Source organism: Polaribacter uvawellassae (assembly GCF_039748955.1).
In the GTDB taxonomy this organism is placed as follows: Bacteria; Bacteroidota; Bacteroidia; order Flavobacteriales; family Flavobacteriaceae; genus Polaribacter; species Polaribacter uvawellassae.
The window spans coordinates 524911-549678 of the sequence record NZ_JBDIZN010000002.1 but is presented as its reverse complement, the minus strand read 5'-3'; the positions used below and the strand labels follow the sequence as shown (position 1 = coordinate 549678).

Annotated in this window: 19 protein-coding genes and 1 pseudogene; 13 read left to right on the top strand and 7 right to left on the bottom strand. The window is 30.0% G+C overall.

Annotated features, from left to right (window positions below; all coding sequences use genetic code 11):
- Positions 1 to 90: 90 nt before the first annotated feature.
- The 7 genes from topA to ABDX67_RS06820 all read left to right on the top strand — a co-directional run bounded on the left by topA (position 91) and on the right by ABDX67_RS06820 (position 9483).
- Positions 91 to 2574 (top strand): type I DNA topoisomerase, encoded by a 2484-nt coding sequence (gene topA / locus ABDX67_RS06850; protein ID WP_347174213.1) that lies wholly within the window; start codon positions 91 to 93, stop codon positions 2572 to 2574.
- Positions 2575 to 2614: 40 nt separating this feature from the next.
- Entirely contained in the window at positions 2615 to 3775 is a 1161-nt protein-coding gene (locus ABDX67_RS06845; protein ID WP_347174212.1) for a formimidoylglutamase, read from the top strand.
- Between the two features lie 109 nt (positions 3776 to 3884).
- On the top strand, positions 3885 to 5267 hold the full coding sequence (gene porK, locus ABDX67_RS06840) for a T9SS ring complex lipoprotein PorK/GldK (protein ID WP_347174211.1): 1383 nt from the start codon (positions 3885 to 3887) through the stop codon (positions 5265 to 5267).
- Between the two features lie 32 nt (positions 5268 to 5299).
- The gene (porL, locus tag ABDX67_RS06835) at positions 5300 to 5914 is read left to right on the top strand and encodes a type IX secretion system motor protein PorL/GldL (RefSeq protein WP_347174210.1); all 615 of its coding nucleotides are present in this window, start codon (positions 5300 to 5302) and stop codon (positions 5912 to 5914) included.
- 32 nt (positions 5915 to 5946) lie between these two features.
- Positions 5947 to 7485 carry a type IX secretion system motor protein PorM/GldM gene (gene porM / locus ABDX67_RS06830; RefSeq protein WP_347174209.1) on the top strand — a complete coding sequence of 513 codons (1539 nt, stop codon included), beginning with the start codon at positions 5947 to 5949 and terminating at the stop codon, positions 7483 to 7485.
- 16 nt (positions 7486 to 7501) lie between these two features.
- Positions 7502 to 8356: a type IX secretion system ring subunit PorN/GldN gene (gene porN / locus ABDX67_RS06825; protein ID WP_347174208.1), complete on the top strand. Its 855-nt coding sequence runs from the start codon at positions 7502 to 7504 to the stop codon at positions 8354 to 8356.
- Positions 8357 to 8433: 77 nt separating this feature from the next.
- Entirely contained in the window at positions 8434 to 9483 is a 1050-nt protein-coding gene (locus tag ABDX67_RS06820) for an NAD(P)/FAD-dependent oxidoreductase (RefSeq protein WP_347174207.1), read from the top strand.
- 243 nt (positions 9484 to 9726) lie between these two features.
- Here ABDX67_RS06820 and ABDX67_RS06815 read toward each other — a convergent pair whose 3' ends face one another.
- The 3 genes from ABDX67_RS06815 to ABDX67_RS06805 are packed head-to-tail and all read right to left on the bottom strand — an operon-like array spanning position 9727 to position 12831.
- Entirely contained in the window at positions 9727 to 10359 is a 633-nt protein-coding gene (locus ABDX67_RS06815; RefSeq protein ID WP_347174206.1) for a response regulator, read from the bottom strand.
- Positions 10356 to 12395 carry an ATP-binding protein gene (locus tag ABDX67_RS06810; RefSeq protein ID WP_347174205.1) on the bottom strand — a complete coding sequence of 680 codons (2040 nt, stop codon included), beginning with the start codon at positions 12393 to 12395 and terminating at the stop codon, positions 10356 to 10358. The genes ABDX67_RS06815 and ABDX67_RS06810 overlap by 4 nt, the downstream gene beginning before the upstream one ends.
- Positions 12396 to 12435: 40 nt before the next feature.
- Complete coding sequence (locus ABDX67_RS06805; protein ID WP_347174204.1) at positions 12436 to 12831, bottom strand: DUF983 domain-containing protein; 396 nt, start codon at positions 12829 to 12831, stop codon at positions 12436 to 12438.
- 54 nt (positions 12832 to 12885) lie between these two features.
- On the opposite strand from ABDX67_RS06805, the gene ABDX67_RS06800 reads away from it, so the two are divergent.
- Positions 12886 to 14802: an ABC-F family ATP-binding cassette domain-containing protein gene (locus ABDX67_RS06800; RefSeq protein ID WP_347174203.1), complete on the top strand. Its 1917-nt coding sequence runs from the start codon at positions 12886 to 12888 to the stop codon at positions 14800 to 14802.
- Positions 14803 to 14851: 49 nt separating this feature from the next.
- Here ABDX67_RS06800 and ABDX67_RS06795 read toward each other — a convergent pair whose 3' ends face one another.
- Positions 14852 to 15769, bottom strand: coding sequence for a carboxypeptidase-like regulatory domain-containing protein (locus tag ABDX67_RS06795; protein ID WP_347174202.1), 918 nt, complete (start codon positions 15767 to 15769; stop codon positions 14852 to 14854).
- Between the two features lie 236 nt (positions 15770 to 16005).
- On the opposite strand from ABDX67_RS06795, the pseudogene ABDX67_RS06790 reads away from it, so the two are divergent.
- The 4 genes and pseudogenes from ABDX67_RS06790 to ABDX67_RS06775 all read left to right on the top strand — a co-directional run.
- A pseudogene (locus ABDX67_RS06790) lies at positions 16006 to 16221 on the top strand (GIY-YIG nuclease family protein); the annotation flags it as partial.
- Between the two features lie 126 nt (positions 16222 to 16347).
- Positions 16348 to 17259 carry a 1-aminocyclopropane-1-carboxylate deaminase/D-cysteine desulfhydrase gene (locus tag ABDX67_RS06785; RefSeq protein ID WP_347174291.1) on the top strand — a complete coding sequence of 304 codons (912 nt, stop codon included), beginning with the start codon at positions 16348 to 16350 and terminating at the stop codon, positions 17257 to 17259.
- Positions 17259 to 18122, top strand: a complete 864-nt coding sequence (locus ABDX67_RS06780; RefSeq protein WP_347174201.1) for a glucosaminidase domain-containing protein — start codon at positions 17259 to 17261, stop codon at positions 18120 to 18122. The genes ABDX67_RS06785 and ABDX67_RS06780 overlap by 1 nt, the downstream gene beginning before the upstream one ends.
- Before the next feature lie 9 nt (positions 18123 to 18131).
- Entirely contained in the window at positions 18132 to 18647 is a 516-nt protein-coding gene (locus ABDX67_RS06775; RefSeq protein WP_347174200.1) for a gamma carbonic anhydrase family protein, read from the top strand.
- A 76-nt stretch (positions 18648 to 18723) separates the two neighbouring features.
- On the opposite strand, the gene ABDX67_RS06770 is transcribed toward ABDX67_RS06775, so the two are convergent.
- Positions 18724 to 19317 (bottom strand): hypothetical protein, encoded by a 594-nt coding sequence (locus ABDX67_RS06770; protein WP_347174199.1) that lies wholly within the window; start codon positions 19315 to 19317, stop codon positions 18724 to 18726.
- Positions 19318 to 19428: 111 nt separating this feature from the next.
- Here ABDX67_RS06770 and ABDX67_RS06765 point away from each other — a divergent pair, with 111 nt between their 5' ends.
- Positions 19429 to 21048 carry a mechanosensitive ion channel family protein gene (locus tag ABDX67_RS06765; protein WP_347174198.1) on the top strand — a complete coding sequence of 540 codons (1620 nt, stop codon included), beginning with the start codon at positions 19429 to 19431 and terminating at the stop codon, positions 21046 to 21048.
- Positions 21049 to 21080: 32 nt separating this feature from the next.
- Here the strand turns inward: ABDX67_RS06765 and ABDX67_RS06760 are convergent, their stop codons facing one another.
- Both ABDX67_RS06760 and ABDX67_RS06755 read right to left on the bottom strand, forming a co-directional pair.
- Positions 21081 to 22226, bottom strand: coding sequence for a sialidase family protein (locus ABDX67_RS06760; protein ID WP_347174197.1), 1146 nt, complete (start codon positions 22224 to 22226; stop codon positions 21081 to 21083).
- Between the two features lie 89 nt (positions 22227 to 22315).
- On the bottom strand, positions 22316 to 24751 hold the full coding sequence (locus ABDX67_RS06755) for a zinc-dependent metalloprotease (RefSeq protein ID WP_347174196.1): 2436 nt from the start codon (positions 24749 to 24751) through the stop codon (positions 22316 to 22318).
- Positions 24752 to 24768 lie beyond the last annotated feature (17 nt).

Below are 24768 nucleotides of genomic sequence, written 5' to 3'. Positions count from 1 at the left end.
TAAAATTTGAAATAAAAAAAAACTACCTACTTTTGCAAATCGAATTCACCTTAATACAATAGGTGTAATTATTTTAAGAGAGCAGATTTTATGGCAAAGAATTTAGTAATAGTTGAGTCACCAGCAAAAGCAAAAACAATAGAAAAATTTCTTGGAAAAGATTTTCAAGTTGAATCTAGTTTTGGGCACATTGCAGATTTACCATCCAAAGAATTAGGAATTAATGTTGATGGCGATTTTATGCCAGAATATATTGTTTCGGACGATAAAAAAGCAGTTGTAAAGAAACTAAAAGCATTAGCAAAAAAAGCAGATACTGTTTGGTTAGCAAGTGATGAAGATAGAGAAGGAGAAGCAATTGCTTGGCATTTAAAAGAGCAATTAAAGTTAAAAGATGAGAAGACAAAACGTATTGTTTTTCATGAAATTACAAAAAATGCCATTTTAAAAGCAGTAGAAAATCCGAGAGAAATTAATTACGACATGGTAAATGCGCAACAAGCGCGAAGAGTATTAGATAGATTGGTTGGATATGAATTGTCTCCAATTTTATGGAGAAAAGTAAAAGGAGGTTTATCAGCTGGTAGAGTTCAATCTGTTGCGGTTCGTTTAATTGTAGAAAGAGAACGCAGTATTCAAGAATTTGAAACTACAGCACATTATAAAGTTGTTGCACAGTTTTCGAATGAAGAAGGAAAAACTTTTAAAGCATCAATTCCTAAAAACTTTGAAACTAGAGAAAAAGCAGAACAGTTTTTAAAATCGTCTGCAATGGCAGATTTTACAATTGCTGATTTGCAAAAAAAACCAGCAAAAAAATCTCCAGCTACACCTTTTACAACATCAACACTACAGCAAGAAGCATCAAGAAAATTGGGTTATCCTGTTGCAAAAACAATGCAAGTTGCACAACGTTTATACGAAGCAGGTTTAATTACGTACATGAGAACTGATAGTTTAAACTTGTCTGACGATGCAAGAAAAGCTGCAAAAGAAGAAATTACAAAAAGTTACGGAGCTGAGTATAGTAAGTCGAGAGTTTTTAAAACAAAAGATAAAGGTGCACAAGAAGCACACGAGGCAATTAGACCAACCGAAATGAGTCGTAGTTCTGTAAATGTTGAATTTGATCAAGATCGTTTGTATGATTTAATTTGGAAAAGAACCATTGCTTCTCAAATGAGCGATGCTAAATTAGAACGCACAAATGTTAAAATAAAAAATTCTAAAAACAGTAAAATATTTACTGCAAACGGAGAAATGATTCAGTTTGATGGATTTTTAAAAGTGTATTTAGAAGGTGTAGATAATGATGAAGAAGAACAGGCAGGAATGTTGCCAAATTTAAAAGTTGGCGAAGCTTTGTCTTACGAATTTATTACAGCAACACAACGCTTTACAAGCCCGCCATACCGTTTTACAGAAGCTTCTTTGGTAAAACAGTTAGAAGAATTAGGAATTGGAAGACCATCAACTTATGCGCCAACTATTTCTACAGTGCAACGAAGAGGTTATGTAGAAAAAGGAGAAACAGAAGGGGTTGAAAGAGAATACGAACAATTTGTTTTAAAAACAGGAACAGTTTCAAGTACAACTTTAACAGAAAAAACAGGTTCGGATAAAGGGAAGTTGATTCCGACTGATATTGGAAATATTGTAACTGACTTTTTAGTTGCTAATTTTTCTAATATTTTAGACTTTGGATTTACAGCGAAAGTAGAATCGTCTTTTGATGATATTTCTGAAGGTTTAGAAGATTGGATTGAAATGATTAAAGGATTTTATAATGAGTTTCACCCAACAGTAACTTTTGTTTCTGAAAATGCAGAAAGAGAAAGTGGAGAACGTATTTTAGGAAAACATCCAGAATCTGGAAAAACAGTTTTAGTGCGTTTAGGAAAGTTTGGTGCAATGGCTCAAATTGGAGACAGAGATGATGATGAAAAGCTATTTGCTAGCTTACAAAAAGATCAAAACCTAGGAACAATTACTTTGCAAGAAGCATTAGATTTATTTTTATTACCAAAGAATTTAGGAACTTATGAGGCAGAAGAAGTTATCGTTTCTAATGGTAGATTTGGCCCTTATATTAAATTTGGAACGATGTATGTTTCTTTGGATAGAGGTGAAAATCCAATGGAAGTTGATTTAGAAAGAGCTATAGAATTAATTGTTGCAAAACAAAAAGCAGATGCACCAATTGCAGAATATGAAAACTTACCAGTTCAAAAAGGTGTTGGTCGTTTTGGACCGTTTATCAAATGGAATAGCATGTTTATCAACGTAAATAAAAAATACGATTATGATAATTTAACTTATGATGATATTGTTGAATTAATTGAAGATAAAAAGCGTAAAGAAATAGAAAAAGTTATTCATAATTGGGAAGAAGCTGGAATTAGAGTTGAAAAAGCTCGCTGGGGAAGATTCAATATTATCAAAGGAAAAACAAAAATTGAAATGCCAAAAACTACAAACGCTAAAGATTTAACTTTAGAAGAAGTAGAGCAAATTATTGCAGCAAAAGCACCAAAGAAAAAAACAACACGTAAAAAAACCACTAAAAAGAAATAGCAATTAGTTATATTGCATTCGTTTTAACGACAAAAAGTAAATGAACTTCGATTTTTTAACCCCTATAAAAGATACGATTATTGCTCACTTAGTGCTTCAATCTGCACAAAGTTTGGGTAGGAATATTCAAGTACATTCAATCCAAAATGGTTTCCCAGAATTAGAAGGAATTCAAATCGCAATACTTGGAGTTCAAGAAGATAGAAACGCAATTGATAATATAAACTGTGGAGAAAATCTTGAAGAAATTCGTAAACATTTATATCAATTATTTCCTGGGAATTGGCATACTAAAATTGCTGATTTAGGAGATGTTGTAAAAGGGAATTCTGTAGAAGACACTTATTTTGCTGTAAATTCTATAACAACGTATTTAATTAAAAATAAAATAATACCAGTTATTATTGGTGGAAGTCAAGACATTACATACGCAAATTATAGAGCGTACGATTCTCTTGAGCAAACCGTAAATTTAGTTTCTGTAGATAGTAAATTTGATATTGAATCTGTTGAAGAAGGGTTAAATTCTCGATCGTATTTAAGTAAGATTATTTTAGATAAACCAAATAACTTATTCAATTTTAGTAATATTGGTTATCAAACATATTACAATTCGCAAGAAGAATTAGATTTGTTAAATAGCTTGTTTTTTGACACCTATCGTTTAGGAGAAGTTAAAGATTTAACAGTTGTAGAACCTATTCTGAGAGATGCAGATATTGTTAGTATTGATGTTGGTTCTATTCGTCAAAGTGATGCGCCAGCAAATAACAATGCATCTCCAAACGGATTTTACGGCGAAGAAATTTGTGCAATTTCTAGATATGCAGGAATCAGTGATAAAGTAACTTCATTTGGAATTTACGAATACAATTCTAAGTTAGATAATAACAATCAAACGGCTCATTTAATTGCGCAAATGATTTGGTATTTTATTGAAGGTGTGAATTTTAGAGCTAAAGATTATCCGTTTTGTACAAAAGAAAGATATCAAAAATTTATTGTTTTAATAGAAAATGACGACCCAATAAATTTTTATAAAAGTGATAAGAGCGGAAGATGGTGGATGGAGATAAATATCATTACAAATAATAAATACAAAAGACATGCGTTAATACCGTGTACATATCAAGATTATCTTGAAGCTATTGAACAAAAAATACCAGAAAGATGGTACAAAGCTTTAAGAAAATTAATGTAGTTATAATAATCAATTTAATAGCAATTATTTAAATATTAAGTATCAAAAGGATTGGTTATAATAAAAAAAAATAATAGGTTTACAACTTTTTGAGGAAAGATTATAAAATATGAAGAGAGTAACATTATTTGTGCTGATAGTAACCACACTTTATAGTTGTGGTTCTAATGATAGAGGAGAGTTAACGGGTGTTAATTCTTCAAGAAAATGGTTTGCTGAAAAACCTATGGGAATGACTTTAATTCCTGGAGGTTCATTTACAATGGGTAAACAAGATGAAGATGTTATGGGAACTTTGAGTGCTCCTACAAAAACAGTAACTGTTCGTCCTTTTTATATGGATGAAACAGAAGTAACTAATAGCGAATATAAGCAGTTTGTGTATTGGGTAAGAGATTCTGTCGTAAGAACAAAATTAGCGTATAAAGCAGCTGAGGTTAATCTGCTTTCTGATGGAAATGCAGACGGTTCTCCTTTGAGTGGAGGTATTCATGACTTTGCATTTGCCGTAATTGATACTACAGATGCAAACCCATATCACAAATACATGTTAGAAAATTATTATGATATTGGTGGAGGTTTAGATTCTTTAAGACCTTTAAAAAAAGATATTGATATTATTTGGAACAAAAATGAATATCCAGATGTGAATTATGTTGAAGTGATGGATTCTTTGTATATTAAAAAAGATGAAGCAATTGACGGAAATAGAAGCTTTAATCCAAAGTTTTTAAATTACAGATATTTTTGGTTTGATAAAGAAGCTGCTGCCAAAAGAGGCGGAAATAGAAAAGAATTTTTACGTACAGAAATGATTAATATTTATCCAGATACAACAGTTTGGGTAAAAGATTTTAATTACTCATACAACGACCCAATGCATCAAGATTACTTTTACCACCAAGCTTATGGAGATTATCCTGTAGTTGGAGTTAACTGGTATCAAGCAGGAGCATTTTGTAATTGGAGAACAAAAAATAAAAATGATTATCTTAGAGCTAGAAAAAACACCGTAGCTGTTCCAAGTTTTAGACTTCCAACAGAAGCAGAATGGGAATATGCTGCACGTGGTGGATTAAATTTTGCAAAATATCCTTGGGGTGGTCCAAATACCACAAGTGATAGAGGATGTTTCTTAGCAAACTTTAAGCCAGTAAGAGGAGATTATGCAGTTGACGGCGCTTTATACACAATGGAGGGAAAGTCGTTTAACGCAAATGATTATGGATTATATAATATGGCAGGAAACGTATCAGAATGGACAAATTCATCTTATAATATGTCGTCATATTACATGGGTTCTACAATGAATCCAAATGTAGAAGATAGAAATAACAAAAGAAAAATTATTCGTGGTGGCTCTTGGAAAGATGTAGCTTACTTTTTAGAAGTAAGTTCTAGAGATTACGAATATGCAGATACAGCAAGAAGTTATATTGGATTTAGAACCGTACAAAACTACTTGGGTAAAATATATGGTAAAAATAACTAAAGAAATTAATTAACCCCCTAAAAATAGAAATTATGGCACAATCGAAAAGAGGTAAAAAACTAATGAATTTGGCTTACGGCTTAGGAGCCGCAATCGTTATTCTTGGAGCGCTTTTTAAACTTATGCACTGGAAATTTGGAAATGAAATGTTAATAATCGGTATGATAACTGAAGCAATAGTTTTTACATTATCAGCATTTGAACCAGTAGATGATGATCTTGATTGGAGTAAGGTATATCCTGAATTAGGTGATTCTGATGAAGAAGCTACCGGAGCACATGGATTACTTTCTCAAAAATTAGATACAATATTAAGAGAAGCAGAACTAGACAACACATTAATAAAAGGTTTAGGCGATAGTATTAAAAACTTTAAAGGAGCTGCAGAAGGATTGTCTGCCGCATCAGAATCTATTGCTACTACAAATAGCTATAACGAACAAATGTCTAAGGCTGCTGTTCAAATGGAGTCTTTAACAAGTTTGTATCAAATACAAATGGAAAATGCAACGAAGCAAACAGAATTAAATAATTCGTTAGCTCAAAATTCTGAAAAATTAAAAGAACAAATGGAGTCTTTAGCCAACAATATGGCTTCATTAAATGGAGTTTATGGTGGTATGTTATCTGCAATGTCAAGCAAGTAATTAGTAATAAATAATAACTAAACTAATTAGATATGGCAGGAGGAAAAATGTCCCCAAGACAAAAAATGATTAACTTAATGTATCTTGTGTTTATTGCAATGATGGCATTAAGCATGGGTAAAGAAGTGTTAACTGCTTTTGGTTCTATAAATGAAAAATTGACCGAAAACAATAATACTACAACTCAAAAGAATGAGGCTGCTTACAGTAGTTTAAATACAAAAGCAACAGATCAACCAGAAAAATATTTACCTCTTAAACAGAAAGCAGATAAAATTAAGAATGCTTCAAATAAACTAAATGTTTATATAGATAGTTTAAAATCAAAAATGCTGTTTGATCAAGAGGATAAAAAGAATTATGAAGTTATGGATAGAGGAGATTTCTTAGACGAAAACTTCTTTGTTGGTGATAAATATTCTAAAACAGGAACAGAATTTGTAAATGAAATAAACGAGTATAAAGCAACTATTGCTTCTGCATTAGGAACAGAATATAAAAGTTTAGCAAACTCTATTACAAGTTTATTTGGTACAGAAGATCAAGTAGATAACGAAGGGGTTACAAAAAAATGGTTAAACTATCATTTTGAAGGTTTCCCTTTAATAGCTTCGTTAACTAAATTAACTCAAATGCAAGTTGATATTAAAAATAGCGAAAGCAATGTTTTAACTACCATGTTAGGTGGTCAACTTGAAAGTGAGGTTTCTTTAAGTAATTATAAAGGAATTGTACAGTTAGATAAAACAGCATATTATGTTGGTGAAAAAGTAACAGGAAAAGTTGTTTTAGGTCGTTATGATGCAAGTATGGTTCCGGATAAAGTAACTTTAAACGGACGTAATTATACTAATATTGACGCTGGGCAAGTAATTTTAGATTTAAGAGCTAATAAATTAGGCGATAATGACATTAAAGGAGTTATTAACTTTACAGAAAATGGTAAATCCGTTCCTGTAGAATTTAGTAGTTCATATACAGTAATTCCAGAACCAAACGAAGCAGTTATTTCTGCAGATGCAATGAATGTTGTGTATCGTGGAGTTGATAATCCGGTTTCGGTTTCGTTACCAGGTGTTAGTAATAATAATTTAAAAGTTACAGCAACTGGTGGTAGTATTGTTCCTAATGGGTCAAGTTATATTATTAAACCAGGAAAAGGAACAGAAATGACGGTTAACGTTAGTGCAACTTTAAGTAGTGGAAAAAAGGTGAATTCACCTAAAACTTTTAGAGTAAAGGATATTCCTCCAGCAATGGGAACAGCAAGAGGAGAGTTTGGTATTGTTAAAATGCCAAAATCTAGTGTTGGACGTGCAACTATAGGAGCAGGTTTACCAGATTTTATTTTTGATTTAAAATTAAAAGTAAATAAATTTACAATTAAAGTTCCTGGGCAATTAGCAGTTACAGTTTCTGGTACAACTTTTAACGCTGCTGCAAAAAAGGTAATAGCTAGAGCTAGAAGAGGAGATGTAATTACAGTTTTTGACATAGAAGCTGTAATTGAAAACAATACATCTTACAAACTTAAAAAGGTGTTGCCTGTAAGTATAGAGATTACAAATTAAGATTAAATTAAGTAGTATGAATGGAAAACGTTTTTATATTGTTTTTTTAGCATTAATTACCTCAGGGATAATTAATGCACAAGCCAACTTATTAAACTCAACAGATGTTAATCAGATTGGTAAGAAAACAAAAGAACAATTGTTAGCAGATAATGATGCGCCACTACCTTATGGGTATATAGATGATAGAGATATTTTATGGTCTAAAGTGGTTTGGGAAGTAATTGATTTAAATCAAAAAATAAATCTTCCTTATTATTTTCCCATTGATACTGTAAATATTTCTAATGATCGTAGATCGTTATTTGATACGTTGTATAAAGGAATTAGAACAGGTAAAATTAAAGAAGCATATTCTGACTCTTTTTTTAGTTCTAAAATAACAAGACAAGAAATTTCTGAATTACTTTTTAATGCGCGTCCGAATGGCAACGATATTGACACTTTTAAAATAAGTTCACAAGATATTACTGCTTTTAAAATTAAAGGAATGTGGTATTTTGATAAAAGGCAAGGAGAATTAAAATATAGATTATTAGCAATTGCTCCTTTAGGACCAGATGTAAAAACCATGGGAACAGAAATAGAAGATGATGGTTTATATGAATTATTTTGGATTTTTTATCCATCGGCAAGAGATATTTTACACAAAGCAAAAGTGTTTAATCCGAAGAATTCATCACATCCAATTTCTTTTGATCACTTGTTAAATGCTAGGCGTTTTGCTTCCTTTGTTATACGAACTGAAAATATTTATGATAATCGAAAAATATCTGATTATGTAAGAGGTAATTCTTTGTTCCAATTGCTAGAAGCAGATAAGATTAAGGAAGATATTAGAAATAGAGAAATTGATATGTGGAATTACTAATGTCAATTTACAAATAATAAAAAAGCGTTCTGAATTTCAGAACGCTTTTTTTGCATTTAATAACGTATTTTTACAGCATGAAAGTAGATTATATTGTTGTTGGTTTAGGCTTGGCAGGTTTGGCTTTTATAGAAGAATTAATCGATGCTAAAAAAACATTTATAGTTTTTGAAGACGATTCTCAAACATCTTCTTTGGTTGCTGGCGGAGTTTATAATCCAGTTATTTTAAAAAGATTTACACCAGTTTGGAATGCAGATAAACAATTAGAAATTGCACTTCTGTTTTATAAAAGACTCGAAGAAAAGTTAACATTAAAAGTTGATGTAAAATTTAATACCAGAAAAGTATTTAAATCAATTGAAGATCAAAATAATTGGTTTGAAGCTTCAGACAAACCATTGCTTTCTAAGTATATGAATCCAACGATTCTTCACGAAGAAATAAATGGAGTTATAACAGAATTTGGTTTTGGAGAAGTATTACAAACAGGAAGAATAGATACTGAAAAACTCGTTATGTCTTACAGAGAATATTTACAAAAAGGTTCAAAAATTATTTTTGAAAAGTTTGATTACGAAAGCTTGCAATTAGAAAAAGACATTGTTATTTATAAAAACATAGAAGCCTCTCGTATTGTTTTTTGTGAGGGGTTTGGAATTAAGAAAAATCCGTATTTTAATTATTTACCTTTAAAAGAAGCAAAAGGAGAACTAGTAACAATTCATGCACCAGAATTAAACATTGATTTTCTGTTAAAATCTACACTGTTTGTTTTGCCTTTAGGAAATCATTATTACAAAGTTGGGGCAACATTTAATTGGAAAGACAAAACCTCAAATCCGTCTGAAGAAGGAAAAGAAGAATTAATAGAAAAACTAAAAAAAGTTATTAATGTTCCTTATATAATTATTAATCAAACTGCTGGGATTAGACCAACTGTAAAAGACAGAAGACCTTTGGTTGGAGTTCATCCAAAGAACAAAAAATTAGCGGTTTTAAACGGCTTAGGAACTCGTGGAGTTATGATTGCGCCAACAGTTGCTAAAAACTTGTTTAATCATCTAGAAAACGATGAAAATTTAGATGAAGAGATAGGTATTAGAAGATTTCAATATTCTAATTAAAAATAATTTCTATTTTATTTTTGATTTAAAATCAGCAACAAGCGTATTGTAATCTATTTCTTTATAATTCTGCTTTTTATTTTTGCTAGTTAGCACATTTTTTTCAGAGAATATAAAGTCTAATAGCATTAGGCTAAGTGAAGGTTTACTGTTTATCATAAACTTATTGCTTTTAGTATTGATATATACAAAAATCACTAAAAAAAGTTTAAGACACGTAAGTGTAAACACGTATAAATAAATTTATTTAAATAGGTGTTTGTTTTTTTGAACCCAACTTAAAAGTGTACTTGTTTTTTGCTCTAAATTAAGTTTAGTAATAATTTTACTTCGATGTTTTTCTACAGTTCTTGGAGAAATAAATAGCAACCTGCCAATTTCTTTGTTTGTTTTATGGTTAGCTATAAGCTTAATAATTCTTTTTTCTGCTGGAGTTAAACTATTTAAAACAGTATCCGATTCGTTTGTAAAACCAATTAAATCTTTTATTTTGTGGCTAAAATAAGGTGTGCCTTCTGATACGGAATTGATGCAATTTTCAATTTCTTCTACTGCAAACTCTTTTAAAAGATATCCGTAAATATTTAGTTTTTTTGCTTGAAGATATAATTCAACTTCTTTATGAAGCGTAATTAAAATAATTTTTGTGGCGCTATTATTTTTTTTACATTCTTTAGCGATTTCAATACCGGTTAAAAAGGGCATTTCTACATCTAAAATTGCAATTGTAGGTTTGTTCTTTATAATAAAATTTAATGCAGATCTGCCATCAGTTGCAGTACCAATTACATTAAAGTCTTTTTCAATTAATAAGTCTTCTAGACCTTTAACTAAGATTGGGTGATCATCAGCAATAAAAATAGATGGATTTATCATTTAACAGGGAATATGATATTAAAAGTTGTTCCTTGGTTTTTAACAGAGTCTATTTTTAAACTACCTTTTAAAAATTTTACACGTTCTTTTATTGTTTTTAAACCAAGACTTCTAAAATCGTTATATTTTTCCGAAAAATCAAATCCTACGCCATTATCTTTTATAGAAATGGTAATTGATTTTTTATCATTAATTAGTATAACTTTAGCCGAATCTGCTTTTGCATGTTTAATAATGTTAGACAAACATTCTTGTATAATTCTAAAAAGATTAACTTCTTGTTGTGGATTTAAGAGCGATTTAATGTCATCAATATCGCCAAAAATATATGTGTTTTCATAACTTTCATCAAGCTGAATAATTAAATTTTCTAAAGCTTTAGAAATACCGATATCTTCTAATTGAAACGGATGTAAAACTCTAGAAATACTTCTCATTTCTTCGATAGCATTATTAACTAATTCTTTGGTTTTATCATCGCTTTTTAAAGAAACTTTATTTTTAATAAGCAGTAAACTTTGTCCTAAGCTATCGTGTAAATCTTTAGAAATTCGTTTACGTTCTTCTTCTTGAGAGAGCAATAGTTTTTGAGAAAATTCTTCTTGTTTTTCTTTTTCTCTTTTTAAACGGATTCTATTTCTATATAAAACAATAGTTGAAAATAACAATGCCAAACCAATTCCGCCAAATAATAGCAATCGCTGTTTGGTTTCGTTTTCTTTTGCTAATGAATCAATAGCAGCTTGTTGTTTTTGGATTTCCTTTTCTTTACGTTCTGTTTCGTATAAAGATTGATAATATAAAAGTGAATTTGTTTTGGTTGCCGTAAAAATAGAATCTTTAATTTTGGTGTAATTAGTGTATGATGTTAATGCTTTATTGCTTTGCCCTGTTTTAATATAAATTTCAGAAAGTAGTTTTTCACCATCCATAATTGCAGAAACTACACCGCTTTTTTTTGCTGCTAAAGAAGATTGTTTTGCGAGTTTTAAAGCTTCATTATATTTTTTTAATCCAACTAAGTAATTGGCATTTGCTTTTAAATACACAAACGAGTACATGCTGTTTCTATCTAGTTTATTGTATATAGTTTTTGCTTCATCTAAGTGTTTTTTTGCGAGTGATAAATTATTTTGAGTTGAGTAGAAACTTGATAAAGTACTAGTTAGTATAAGCACATTATTGTCATTAATGTTGTTCCTGTCTTTTGTATCAGATTTCAATAAGCTGTATGCTTTTAACAAGTACTCTTCTTGTTTATTTATACTATCTAATTTTCTATAATTTATAGATTGATTGTAATAATCTGTAAACAATCCGTTAGTAAATTTTTTTGAAAGCTTCTTTTGAATAAGTTTTTCTCTTTCGTCAATAGTTTTTTGATTAAAACCATTTGCTCCATAAATATTTATAATGCTAGCAAGCGCATAAAACATATATTGAGTATCGCCAACATCTTCATAATATTTAGATGCCAATTGATAATCTTCTATTGCTTTTAAATAATCACCAGTATCAAAATATTCATGTCCTCTAAAAAGAAGTGCATCTGCTTTGTATATAGAATCTTTCTTAATATCCTTAAAACTATTTATTGCAAGTGTAAAATTATCTTTGGCTTTTTCGTAGTCTTTTGTTGAAGAATAAGCACCTCCTTTTTTTAAATAAATACTACCAATGAGAAAAGAGTTGTTCGTTTTATCTTTATGTTTTTCAACTTTTTCAATAAGTTTTAACGCTCTTTCCTTTTGATTTAATCTATTATTAATGTTGTAAAAACCTCTAATAGAAAAATTAATTGCATCTTCATATCTTTCTAACTCAATAGCTAAATCTACATATTGTTCGGTTCTGTCAGCAAAATTATCAAGATTTTTCTGACGATTTGTATTATAAATCAGGCTATCTAACGAAGCTAGTTTTAGTTCCTTATTTTTTGTGGTGTCAATAATTTTTAAAAAATAATCTTCATTTTTTTGAGAAAAAACAGATTGACTAATAAGTAAAAGTAAAAGTGTAGTTTTAAAATGTTTCATATGTCTTTTTAGGAACTAAACAATATACAATAATTATAGCTTAGTGTTGATTTTGATTATTTATACTTTCAGGCTCATAACTAACAAACATATTTATCCAAAGAATTCTAGCTAAACGTAAATTTATTGGCATTAAAACTACTAAAGCAATAAAAATTGCTGCAAAAGATTGTAATAAACTTGCTCCAAAAATTAAGGAAGCAATTAAGAACACAACAATTGACAAACCAACTGTAATTCCGTAATTTACATACATGGCGCCATAAAAAAACGAAGGTTCTATCATGTATTTTAAATTACAATTGGGGCAATTTTGATGCAATTCGGTTACTTTTTTTGGGGCATAAGTTAATGAATGCTTAAAAAAATTACCATCGTGGCATTTTGGACATTTATTATTGATAATACTGTAGATTTTTGTGCCTTTCTTAACCATGATTACTCTAAATATTTTAAGTAGATTTGCAATCACAAAATTACAAAAAAATAGATGCTTAACGTACATAACTTAACAGTCTCTTTTATGGGGACAGATTTGTTTTCTGGAATCACTTTTAAATTAAATAAAGGAGATAGAATTGGATTGATTGGAAAAAATGGAGCAGGAAAATCTACACTGTTAAAAGTGTTGGCTAAAGATATTGAAACCAACGGAGGTACGATGGCTTTTGATAAAGATGTAAAGATTGGTTTTTTGCGTCAAGATATCGATTTTGTTCAAGGAAGAACCATTTTAGAAGAAGCATATCAAGCTTTTGAAGAAATTAAAGAAATTGAGCTAAAACTCGATGAAATTAATGAACAATTGGCAACAAGAACCGATTATGAAAGTGAAGAATACAGTCAGTTAATTCACGATTTAACAGACAACACAGAACGTTACGAATTGCTTGGTGGTTATAATTATCAAGGCGATACAGAGAAAATTTTACAAGGTTTAGGTTTTCAAAGAGAAGATTTTGATAAGTTAACAGATACTTTTTCTGGAGGATGGAGAATGCGTATAGAATTGGCAAAACTACTTTTACAAAACAACGATATTTTATTGTTAGATGAGCCAACAAATCATTTAGATATCGAATCTATTATTTGGTTAGAAAACTTTTTAAAAGGATATTCTGGTGCAATCGTCTTGGTTTCACATGATAAAATGTTCTTAGATAATGTTACAAACAGAACAATAGAAATTTCTTTGGGACAGATTTACGATTACAAAAAACCGTATTCTCAATTCTTATTGTTACGAGGAGAAATCAAGGAAAAACAATTACAAGCACAGAAAAATCAAGATAGAGAAATCAAACAAAAGCAACATCTAATTGATAAATTTAAAGCCAAAGCAAGTAAAGCTTCAATGGCGCAATCTTTAATGAAACAACTTGATAAAGTTGAACGTATTGAGGTTGATCAAGACGATAATGCAACAATGAATATTCGTTTTGCAAAATCAAAAGAGCCAGGAAAAATTATTGTTGAAGCAGAAAAATTAAGTAAAAGTTACGGCGATAATCATGTGTTAGAAAATGTAGATTTATTGATTGAGCGTAACAGCAGAATTGCATTTGTTGGTCAAAACGGACAAGGAAAATCGACATTAGCAAAAATGATTGTTGGAGATATTCCGTTTAAAGGACATTTAAAATTGGGACACAATGTAGAAATCGGATATTTTGCACAAAATCAATCAGAACATTTACCGCCAGAAAAAACAGTTTTACAAATTATGGAAGATGCCGCAACAGATTCTAACAGAGCAAGAGTTAGAGATATGTTGGGTGCATTTTTGTTTGGTGGAGATGCTGTTGATAAAAAAGCAAAAGTGCTTTCTGGAGGCGAACGAAATCGTTTGGCTTTGTGTAAATTATTGTTGTCGCCATTTAATGTGTTGATAATGGATGAGCCAACAAACCATTTAGATATTGCGTCAAAAAATGTATTAAAAGAAGCGTTAAAAAGCTTTACAGGAACGTTGATTTTAGTTTCGCATGATAGAGATTTCTTACAAGGATTAACAGATACAGTTTATGGCTTTAAAGACAAAGTAATTAAAGAATATTTAGGCGATATTGATTATTTCTTAGAGGAACACAAAATGGAAAATTTACGTGAAGCCGAAAAAAGAACCGTTGTAAAAGAAGAAAAAGAAACTGCAAAAAAAGAAGATACTCAACTTAGTAGAGAAGAGGAAAAAGAACTGAAAAAGTTAAAAAATAAATTATCTAAAATAGAATCTGAAATTGCTGATTTAGAATCTGAAATTGAAAAAACAGATTTAGAATTGGCAAACAATTACGATGAAGTTTCATCTAGACCAAATTTCTTTGAGAAATACAAAGCTAAAAAAGCAAAAGTAGATTCCTTAATGGAAGAATGGGAACAAATTGAGGAGAAAGTTACTAGTTTTTAGGAACGCTTTTAAAATTCAATTTGATGTTTTTTTTGTAGTTGAGTAAAGTTTAATCATAAGTGTTAAGTTTTTTTTGATAGTTAAATAAGTAGGTAAACTCTAAGCCAACACCAATACTCAATTCTGAAAAATTTGCAACATTTCTATATTTAATAAAAGTATTTATTTTTCTTCCAAAACTTTTTCTAATTTCTGTTTGTACTTCAGTCATACTTTTATAAAGACCAATTTTTCCTGAAATTGATAAATCTAATGGGTTTGAAATCCATTTTTGTATGCCAAGTATAATTCCTGATTTAGAGGTTGATTCCAATAAAAAATCATTACTTAATTGGATATATCCATAACCAAATATCAAGCTAAATTGATAAAATGGCCAACGAGATTCAATTGAATATGTATTTATTATATTATCGTTTTCTAAAGCTATCAAACTATAATAAGTATCGAAGTTAGCTCCATAACCTCTGGTGCCAATACGAACATGGTGTAAACCAATACTAGTATTTAAATACCTTTCTTTTATAGAGTTGGTTTGATAACCAATGCTACTTTTAAGTCCAATAGAACTTTTAAAAATTGGAATTGAAAAATCTAATTGCCCACCAAAAGAGTTATTGATAAGACCACTATTTATATTGAAACCGATTTTCTGATCCCAAGTATGATAAAGAGTATATTCTTTTAATATTGGATTTATTTCTGTTTGCTTATTTACTAATATTTTTTTTTCTACATAACCGAGATATGAAAACGAAACAATTGAATTTGAGTCTTTTACAATTATTGAATATAAGCCATCGAAGTCAGTTTGAGTAGAGTTTTGACTACCTATTTCTTTTACAGTAACTCCAGGTAGAGGTATTCTAGTATCTTTCTCAGTAACCTTTCCAGATATTTTTATTTGACTCCAACAACTGTTAGAGTAAATGATTAGAATTAAAATGAATATAAAGTTTTTAATCAAAATTTATAAGTTTAATTATACTTAACAATTTTTAAATATGACATAGCTAAAGTTAGTTAAAAATATTTTTAGAAACTAACTTTCTGTATTTTTGCTAAAGTAAGAATTATAATAGATTGTCCCCTCGAGCGGAGTCGAGAGGTTTAGAAATATTAAGTGAAACAAAAAATTTGGTCTCGCATCTCGACTCCGCTCGATAGGACAAAGCTCGACCAGACATCTACAATAAAATTAAAATGAAGTTATATTATGTGTACATAATAGAATGCGCTGATAAATTCTTGTACACAGGAATTACAAACAATGTAGCAAGAAGATTTTTAGAACATCAACAAGGATTAAATAAAACGTGCTTTACTTTTAAAAGAAGACCCGTAGAATTAATTTTTTATCAAGAATTTAATGACGTAAATCAAGCAATATTTTTTGAGAAAAAGATAAAAAAATGGAGTAGAAGTAAAAAGTTGGCATTAGCAAATGAAGATTTTGATACGCTTCAAATTTTATCAGAATGTAAAAATAAAACACATTCAAATAATTTAGGTCTCGACTCCGCTCGACCTGACATATCGGAATCAATTAACGAACAAATTCTTTTATCAGAAATAAAAGACAAAAATATTCAGCTCTTTATTAAACGAGAAGATAAAATTCATCCGTTTGTTTCTGGTAATAAATTTAGAAAACTCAAATACAATATTTTAAAAGCTAAAAAACAGCAACAAGAAACTTTGCTGACTTTTGGCGGTGCTTTTTCCAATCATATTTTAGCAACTGCAGTTGCTGGTAAATTAGCTGGATTAAAAACAATTGGAGTGATTCGTGGAGATGAATTGGCGAACGATTTACAAAAAACATTAGCAAATAATTCAACATTACAACAAGCACACGAAAACGGAATGCAGTTTCATTTTGTGTCGAGAGAAATGTATCGAGAAAAAAAATCAGAATCATTTCTCAATTCCTTAAAAAATAAATTTGGAGAGTTTTATGTAGTTCCTGAAGGTGGAACCAACGAGTTGGCGATAAAAGGTTGCGATGAAATTTTAACAAATGAAGATGAAATTTTCGATTATATTTGTGTGGCAGTTGGAACAGGAGGAACCATTTCTGGATTGATAAAATCAGCAAAAAGTCATCAAAAAGTGCTTGGTTTTCCAGCATTAAAAGGTGATTTTTTACAGCAAGAAATTGAAAATTTTGTTGCTAAAATCAATAATTGGAACTTGATACACGATTATCATTTTGGCGGTTATGCAAAATATAATGAAGCGTTCATTTCTTTTATCAATCAGTTTAAAGAAGAAACCAATATTCCGTTAGATCCAATTTATACAGGAAAAATGCTTTACGGAATTGTAGATTTAATTAAAAAGAACTATTTTTCAGAAAATAGTAAAATTTTGGTCATTCATACTGGAGGTTTACAAGGAATAGCTGGTTTTAACAACAGGTTAGCAAAGAAAAATTCAGAATTAATTACAACTTAATGAAACTTAAATCGTACATAATAATTGCATTTCTTAGTTTCTTTATTGTAAGCTGTGGTTCTAAAAAAAGGGTTGTTTCTTCAAAAAAGAAAGTTCCAAAAGAAACCACTTCAATTAAAAAAATGCCTTCTGTAAAACAGAATGCGCATGTAAAAAATCTTACCAAGAAAAATAAAAGCTTAAACAAACACACACTTACATATATTAAAAAATATGCGCCTTTGGCTGTTATAAAAATGCATGAATATAAAATTCCGGCAAGTATAACGTTAGCACAAGGAATTTTAGAATCTGGAAATGGTAGAAGTACGTTGGCATCAAAATCTAACAATCATTTCGGAATTAAATGTCATACAGGATGGGAAGGAAAAAGAGTGTATCATGATGATGATAAAAAAGATGATTGTTTTAGAAAGTATAAATATGTTGAAAACTCGTACAATGATCATTCTAAGTTTTTAACAGGAAGAAAACGCTATGCTTTTTTATTTAATTATAGAACTTCAGATTATAAAAAATGGGCTAGAGGTTTAAAAAAAGCGGGTTATGCAACTGATAGAAAGTATCCTTCTAAATTAATTAGAATAATTGAGACATATGAGTTGTTTGAATTTGATAAAGTTAAAAAAAGCGATTTAAAAAAGTATAAAAGAGAAATAAAAAGCACAAAACCAAAAAGTGTTTCTGTAAAAACAACTACAAAAACGGTAAAAGTACTTTCAGGAAAAACACATATCGTTAAAAAAGGAGAAACTTTGTATTCTATTTCTAGGAAATATAAAATTACTGTTCAGCAATTAAAGAAAAACAATAACTTAAAAGACAATATAATTAGTATTGGTCAGAAATTAATAATTAAATAATATTATTTAATGAAAATCATTAAAGCTGTAAAAGGGAAGTTTCCACAAATTCCAGCAGATTGTTTTGTTGCAGAAAATGCAACTATTGTTGGAGAAGTTTCAATGGGAAAAAATTGTAGTGTTTGGTACAATGCTGTAATTAGAGGCGATGTTCATTTCATAAAAATGGGCGATAAAGTAAATGTGCAAGATGGCGCAATAATTCATGCAACCTATCAAAAATCACCAACAACAATTGGTAATAATGTTTCCATTGGTCATAATGCAATTGTGCACGGATGTACAATTCATGATAATGTGTTAATCGGAATGGGAAGTATTATTATGGATGATTGTGTAATAGAAAGTAACTCAATTATTGCAGCTGGTGCGGTTGTTTCTAAAAATACTAGAGTAGAAAGTGGAACAATTTATGCGGGAATTCCGGCTAAAAAAATAAAAGACATTTCTAAGGAATTAATTTCTGGAGAAATAGATAGAATTGCTAATAATTATGTAGAATATGCGAGTTGGTTTAAAGATTAAAAAATGAAAAACCCGATGAACTCTCACATAACATCGGGCTTTTTGTATTAATCAATCAAACAAATACATTTATTTTCTAACGTTTTCCTTTTCCGCGTTTTTTCATTTTTCCTTTCTTATTTTTCATTTTCTTTTTTGAATCCATTCTCTTTTTAACATGACCAACTTTACGCTTTTGTAGTTTTGTAAATTTTGCATATTGTTCTGGAGATAAGATTTTTTTCATTTTAGCTTGAAACTCAATTCTATTATCTAAAGCTTCATTTGCAGTATCAAAATCTATTTTTGCTCTTCCGCGTCCTCTTCTCATTAAGGTTGCATCTTCTTTTTTTAATTCTCCAGATTTGATAGCTTTTCCAACTCTTTCTTTAAAGTCAGCATTGTCTTTACTTTCTTTTTTGATTTTCGCTAATTTTGCTCTAGAAGCCTTAGCTTCTTTTCTCATTTTGTCTCCTTTTGCCTTTCTTTGTTTTCCCATTTCGGTGTACAAAGCAGTAATTTTTTTAGTTTGATCTTTTGTTAAATCTAACTGTAACGCCATCTTTTTTACAGATAATGTTGCACGTTGTTCTGGAGTCATATTATCAGCTTTTGCCATTCTTTTTCTTTGTTGAGAAAATCCTGCTGTAACTGTAAGTATAAATGCTAATGCTAATGCTATTTTTTTCATGATATTAATATTTATTGTTAATTATTATGCTTCTTTGACTTTAAAAAAATCAAAAGGTTTAACTTTGTATGTTTTTTTAACATTCGATTAACAAATAAGATATTCTTAAAAATGAAAAGATTACTACTAATTTTTTTACTCTTTACTACAGTTGTTTCTGCACAAGATTCAATAAAAGTAGATCTTAAAAATCCAAAAGCTACAATCTATACGCATTTGCATTTTTTACAATCAGATTCTTATCAACCAGAAAAAGCAGCCAAAACTATTTTTCCGAATTCTACCGAAAAACCTACAAATGCAGCAATAAAATTAAAGCAAATTTTAGACGGTAAAGGATTGTTTGTAGATTTTAATGAAGTGCCAACTAGCTCAAATTACTTAGATTCATTATCTCAAGATAACGCGCATAAATATGTGTTGTTTCCAAATGAGATGCCTTTTATTTCAGTTGAAAAAATTGGAAATAATTGGTATTACTCAAAAGAAACAATTTTAAATTTAGACGAAATATATAATGATATTTTTCCTTGGTATGTATTAAAACTTGAAAAATTGATGCCAAATTTTGGGCATAAAAAAGTGTTTAATATAGAAATTTGGAAATATGTTGGATTGCTAATTATGCTAATTATAGCATTTTTATTGCATACTATTTTAAAACGTATTACTTATTTTATCCTTCGTAAAATTCACAGGTATTTTATACGAACTGACGGTGTAGCATTGGCTAAATTTTTAAGAAAATTAGCTCATCCAATAAGTTTATTAGTTGTTTTGGCTTTTATAGATAAAGTGTTTCCTTCATTACAATTTGGATTAGAAATTAACAAGTGGATTTTTAAAGGATTAACTATTGCTGAAACAGTTTTCTGGATTTATGTTTTTTTACAATTAGTACAAGTTACAATGTATATGTATTCAGAGTTTACTGCAAAAACACAGAATAAATTAGACGACCAATTAGTACCAATTTTAAATAATTTTTTAAAAGGAATTGTAATTTTTGTTGGAGTTTTAAAAATGCTAACCGTTTTTGGATTTGATGCTACAACAGTAATTGCAGGAGCATCAATTGGTGGTTTGGCTGTTGCATTGGCTTCTCAAGACACTGTGAAAAACTTGATAGGAACTTTTATGATTTTCCTTGACAAACCTTTTCATATTGGAGATTGGATTGAAGCTGGTGGTGTAGAAGGTTCTGTTGAAGAAGTTGGATTTAGATCATCAAGAATTAGAGCTGCGGATACTTCTATATTTCAAATTCCGAATAGTAAATTATCCGAAATTGTTATCAATAATAAAGGGTTGCGTTTGTATAGAAGATATAATACAAATGTTGGTATTCGTTACGATACTCCGCCAGAATTGATTGAAGCTTTTGTAAAAGGAGTTAGAGATATTATTATTGCGCATCCAGAAACGCGTTCTGAGCCAGATTCTTACAATGTAGAATTTACTGGTTTTGCAGACTCTTCTTTAACCATTTTAATTAATGTTTATTTTATGAGTTTAGGTTGGGGAGCAGAACAATCTTCTAAACATAAATTACATATCGCTATTGTAAAATTATCAAAAGCATTAGGAGTAGATTTTGCTTTTCCGTCTTCTACAGTTATGATAGAGCAATTTCCTGAGAAACAAAGTTTAGATTTAAAATATAATATAGACCAAAAACATATAGATGAGGTTCTTAAAACCCAACTAGAAAATTTCATAAAAAAGAACTAAAAAAATGCCTCAATAAATTGAGGCATTTTTATTTATAAAGAATCTTTTCCGTCGGTTAGCCATTCTAAGCTAAACGAAGTAAATACATTTTTTTTGTAATTGTCTTTTTCAAAAAACAACCCAATTTCTCCATTTTCTAAAACTGTTAAAGAAGAATAGGCTGAACTTTCTGTGTAAATTGTTTTTCCTTTCGACCATGTTTTGCCTTCGTCGTAACTAATTTTAACAGTCATATTATTTCTGCCACTTTCACTATTGGCGTTCGAAAATAACAATCGATTTTTATCAGAACCATTTTCTATTGATGTGTATCTAATAATACTTGCATTACAACTTGGGTCAACTAAATTTTTATCAGCAATTGTTGTCCATGTTTTTCCTTCATCGGTTGATGTGTGCACATAACGCAGTTTTTCTGTATTCACTCTGCTATTTATCATCCACGTTCCGTCTGTTAATTCTATTATCTTAGATTCGTCTGCTGGCTTAATTGGCGTGTCAATTAAATACCAAGACTTTCCGTGATCATCGCTTCCAAATAAATGCATTCCGCTTTCTAAATTAACCAATGTATGAATTAATTTTCCTGATTTTGTTTGAATTCCTCTTCCAGAAGTGATAAACTTAAAATCTTTATGCCATTCTTTTTTTGTGATTTGAGAAGTGATATCAACAGGTTCTGACCATGTTTTTCCGTTGTCTTTACTTTTTGTAACATATAAATAATAAACATTCAATTCTTTGTCTAAATCCATATAATTATAAAATAGAAAGATTTCTCCAGTTTCTTTATCTAAAATCATTGACGGATCTGAGGCAGATTTTCCTAAAGGATAATTTACAACTGTTTCTATTTCTGACCACGATTTTCCGTTGTCTTTACTTCTTCGCATCACGATATTAATATCGTTGCTCCATTTTAAATCTCCACAAGAAGGAACGCGTTCGTCAATCGCAGCAATTAAATCTCCGTTTGGTGCCGTAATTAAAGCCGGAATTCTATAACAAGAAATTGAATCTTTAGCTGAAGCGTCAAATAAATTTTTAAAAGAAAGTGTATTAATGTTTTCTACTGCAATTTTTGTATCGACAATAAAGTCAGTTTTTTCAGCGTTTTTACAACTGTAAAATTGAGAGATTAGGATACTTGCAATTATAAAAGTGTAGATTTTTTTCATGATGCTAAACGATGTTAAATTATGTTGCAAGAAACAAAAAATCCTTGCCAAACTGACAAGGATTTTTTTAAAGTTATTAATTGTGGCTATTATTTTGGATCTAAAATAGCATCAATTCTTTCTAAAATATCTCTTAAGTGATATCTTGTAATTGTATTTGGAGCAGTAGCAACTGCTTTTCTAACTTCGGTTTTAATTCTATTTAACTCTCCTCTAACAATTGGTTTAACATCAGAAATATCAACTCCTTTTTCCATTAAATCACCTAAAACACTTATATGTGTTCTTTGTAAATTTCTTCTGTAAGTATCAATAGATTTACGTGAGTACAACTCAGCCCAAATACCTCTTCTTAAATCATACATTAATGATAGAACAGTATATGCTTTTGAACCGTTTAACGTTTCGTTATCAATCATTCTAACAATTCTTCTGTCTCTTAAAAGGCTTCTTAAAGTTCTTGTTTGCATTCCTTTAATTCTATCAGAAACACCAGAAGATTCAGTTCTATCAATAATTGCTTTGTTAATAACCCAAGTTGGAGTTTTAAACAATTGATCGTTTAAATATTTAACAGCTTCTTTTTGACGAGCCTTAGAAACATGCGTGTAAATTGCACCAGCTTGATCAGAAGTTTTATTATCTTCTACAACACCACCAACAATTGTTGTAACGTGCCCAGAATATCTGTTAAATTGAGAAAGTACATGTCCGTACATTTCTTTTAAATCAGAATAATTTTCTCCTTTTTTACTAGTCCATTTTATTAAGTTTGGTACAATACGCTTTAAGTTAGCAACACCATACATACTTGCTTTTACTCCGTCATCACCTAAATCTTCAGTTTGAGAACTTGGGTCAATTCCGTTTTGTCTTCCAAAACGATATAAAGGATCACCAGCATGTTTTAAAATCCAACTATCTAAAATAGGCTTTTCTTCTTCTGCTGTTTTACCTAAAATAGGACGATAACCCCAGTTGATGGCATGTTTATCATACACACCAATATTTGGCATTAAAGCTACACCTTTATCTCCGGGTTGTGCTACATAATTAAAACGCGCATAATCCATAATAGATGGTGCTGTCCCGTATTTTTTTGTAAAAGAAGCAGAGCGTAAAGAGTCTACAGGATATGCTGAACTACTTCCCATATTATGTGGTAAACCAATTGTGTGACCTAATTCGTGAGAAGAAACAAATTTGATTAATTCTCCCATCACTTCAGTTTTAAAACCAACTCTTTGTGCTTCTGGATTAATTGCAGCAGTTTGTACAAAGAACCAACCTTGTAATAAACTCATTACATTATGATACCAGTTGATATCTGATTCTAAAATTTCTCCAGAACGCGGGTCACTAACGTGAGGTCCGTTTGCATTTGGAATCGGAGAAGCTAAATAGCGAATCACAGAATAACGAATATCTTCTGGGCTGTATTCTGGATCTTCTTCTTTAGTTGGAGCTCTTTTTGCAATAATTGCATTTTTAAAACCTGCAGCTTCAAAAGCAACATTCCAATCGTTTACACCTTGTATAATAAAAGGAACCCATTCTTCTGGAGTTGCTCTATCTACATAATACACAATTTGTTTTTTTGGTTCAACCAATTCGCCTCTATTAAATTTAGCAATATCTTCTTCTTTAACCTCTAATCTATATCTGTCTAAATATCTTACAGTTTTACTTTTTTGAGCAGGTAAACCATAATCTACTTGAGATCTAGAAAACCATCCAACTCTTTCATCAGCAAAACGACGTTTCATAGGAACTTTTGGTAATAAGATCATAGAGTTACTCATTTCTAAAGAAATAGAACCAACACTTCTATTTGAAGGTGGTGCTGCAGATGCGTATGTTTTAACATCTCTTATTTCTATGTTTTGTGGATAACTATTTATTTTATCAATAAAAGAACGACTTGCGTCTAATCTAGATACTTTTAAACCTTTTCTGTAAAAACTAGGTAAACCAATTGCAGCCACATCTGTTGTAAATAATTTTGTTGCATCTATTACTGTTGCTCCAGCATCTTTATTAATTGCTAGGATAGGAAAAGCAAATAATATTGGCGCAAAATTTGAATTTGCTACTGCTTCATGTACTGGTAAACTTTTGTCGGCAACTACACTTTTAGAAATAACTCTTAATAAAATTTTCTTGTCTTTACGTTCCCAACGTAACATTTGTGTGTTTGTTTTTCCACCACCAAAACCAAGTCCGTTGGCAGTCTTAGCAATTCTAGTTACCATTAGCATATCTCTACCTAAAAGCGAATCAGGAATTTCAAATAAATATGCTTCATCTTTTTTATGAACGCTAAATAAACCTGCGTCTGTTTTTACATCTTTTGTTACAACCGAAGCATAAGGTTGAATGTCTCCTTTTTTAGGTTTTGGAGCTGGTTTTACTACTGTTTTTGCGTCTTTATCGTTTTTTTTCTTCTTGCGCTGAGCATCAGCATTTAAAGAAAAACCAAAAACAAATAAAACAACTAATACTCTCGAAATTACTTTTTGTATCATGATTTATATTTTAAAGT

Excerpts from the sequence above, each read along its gene's own strand:
- topA (WP_347174213.1), top strand. The coding sequence starts at position 91 with ATGGCAAAGAATTTAGTAATAGTTGAGTCACCAGCAAAAGCAAAAACA.
- ABDX67_RS06845 (WP_347174212.1), top strand. The coding sequence starts at position 2,615 with ATGAACTTCGATTTTTTAACCCCTATAAAAGATACGATTATTGCTCAC.
- porK (WP_347174211.1), top strand. The coding sequence starts at position 3,885 with ATGAAGAGAGTAACATTATTTGTGCTGATAGTAACCACACTTTATAGT.
- porL (WP_347174210.1), top strand. The coding sequence starts at position 5,300 with ATGGCACAATCGAAAAGAGGTAAAAAACTAATGAATTTGGCTTACGGC.
- porM (WP_347174209.1), top strand. The coding sequence starts at position 5,947 with ATGGCAGGAGGAAAAATGTCCCCAAGACAAAAAATGATTAACTTAATG.
- porN (WP_347174208.1), top strand. The coding sequence starts at position 7,502 with ATGAATGGAAAACGTTTTTATATTGTTTTTTTAGCATTAATTACCTCA.
- ABDX67_RS06820 (WP_347174207.1), top strand. The coding sequence starts at position 8,434 with ATGAAAGTAGATTATATTGTTGTTGGTTTAGGCTTGGCAGGTTTGGCT.
- ABDX67_RS06815 (WP_347174206.1), bottom strand. The coding sequence starts at position 10,359 with ATGATAAATCCATCTATTTTTATTGCTGATGATCACCCAATCTTAGTT.
- ABDX67_RS06810 (WP_347174205.1), bottom strand. The coding sequence starts at position 12,395 with ATGAAACATTTTAAAACTACACTTTTACTTTTACTTATTAGTCAATCT.
- ABDX67_RS06805 (WP_347174204.1), bottom strand. The coding sequence starts at position 12,831 with ATGGTTAAGAAAGGCACAAAAATCTACAGTATTATCAATAATAAATGT.
- ABDX67_RS06800 (WP_347174203.1), top strand. The coding sequence starts at position 12,886 with ATGCTTAACGTACATAACTTAACAGTCTCTTTTATGGGGACAGATTTG.
- ABDX67_RS06780 (WP_347174201.1), top strand. The coding sequence starts at position 17,259 with ATGAAACTTAAATCGTACATAATAATTGCATTTCTTAGTTTCTTTATT.
- ABDX67_RS06775 (WP_347174200.1), top strand. The coding sequence starts at position 18,132 with ATGAAAATCATTAAAGCTGTAAAAGGGAAGTTTCCACAAATTCCAGCA.
- ABDX67_RS06770 (WP_347174199.1), bottom strand. The coding sequence starts at position 19,317 with ATGAAAAAAATAGCATTAGCATTAGCATTTATACTTACAGTTACAGCA.
- ABDX67_RS06765 (WP_347174198.1), top strand. The coding sequence starts at position 19,429 with ATGAAAAGATTACTACTAATTTTTTTACTCTTTACTACAGTTGTTTCT.
- ABDX67_RS06760 (WP_347174197.1), bottom strand. The coding sequence starts at position 22,226 with ATGAAAAAAATCTACACTTTTATAATTGCAAGTATCCTAATCTCTCAA.
- ABDX67_RS06755 (WP_347174196.1), bottom strand. The coding sequence starts at position 24,751 with ATGATACAAAAAGTAATTTCGAGAGTATTAGTTGTTTTATTTGTTTTT.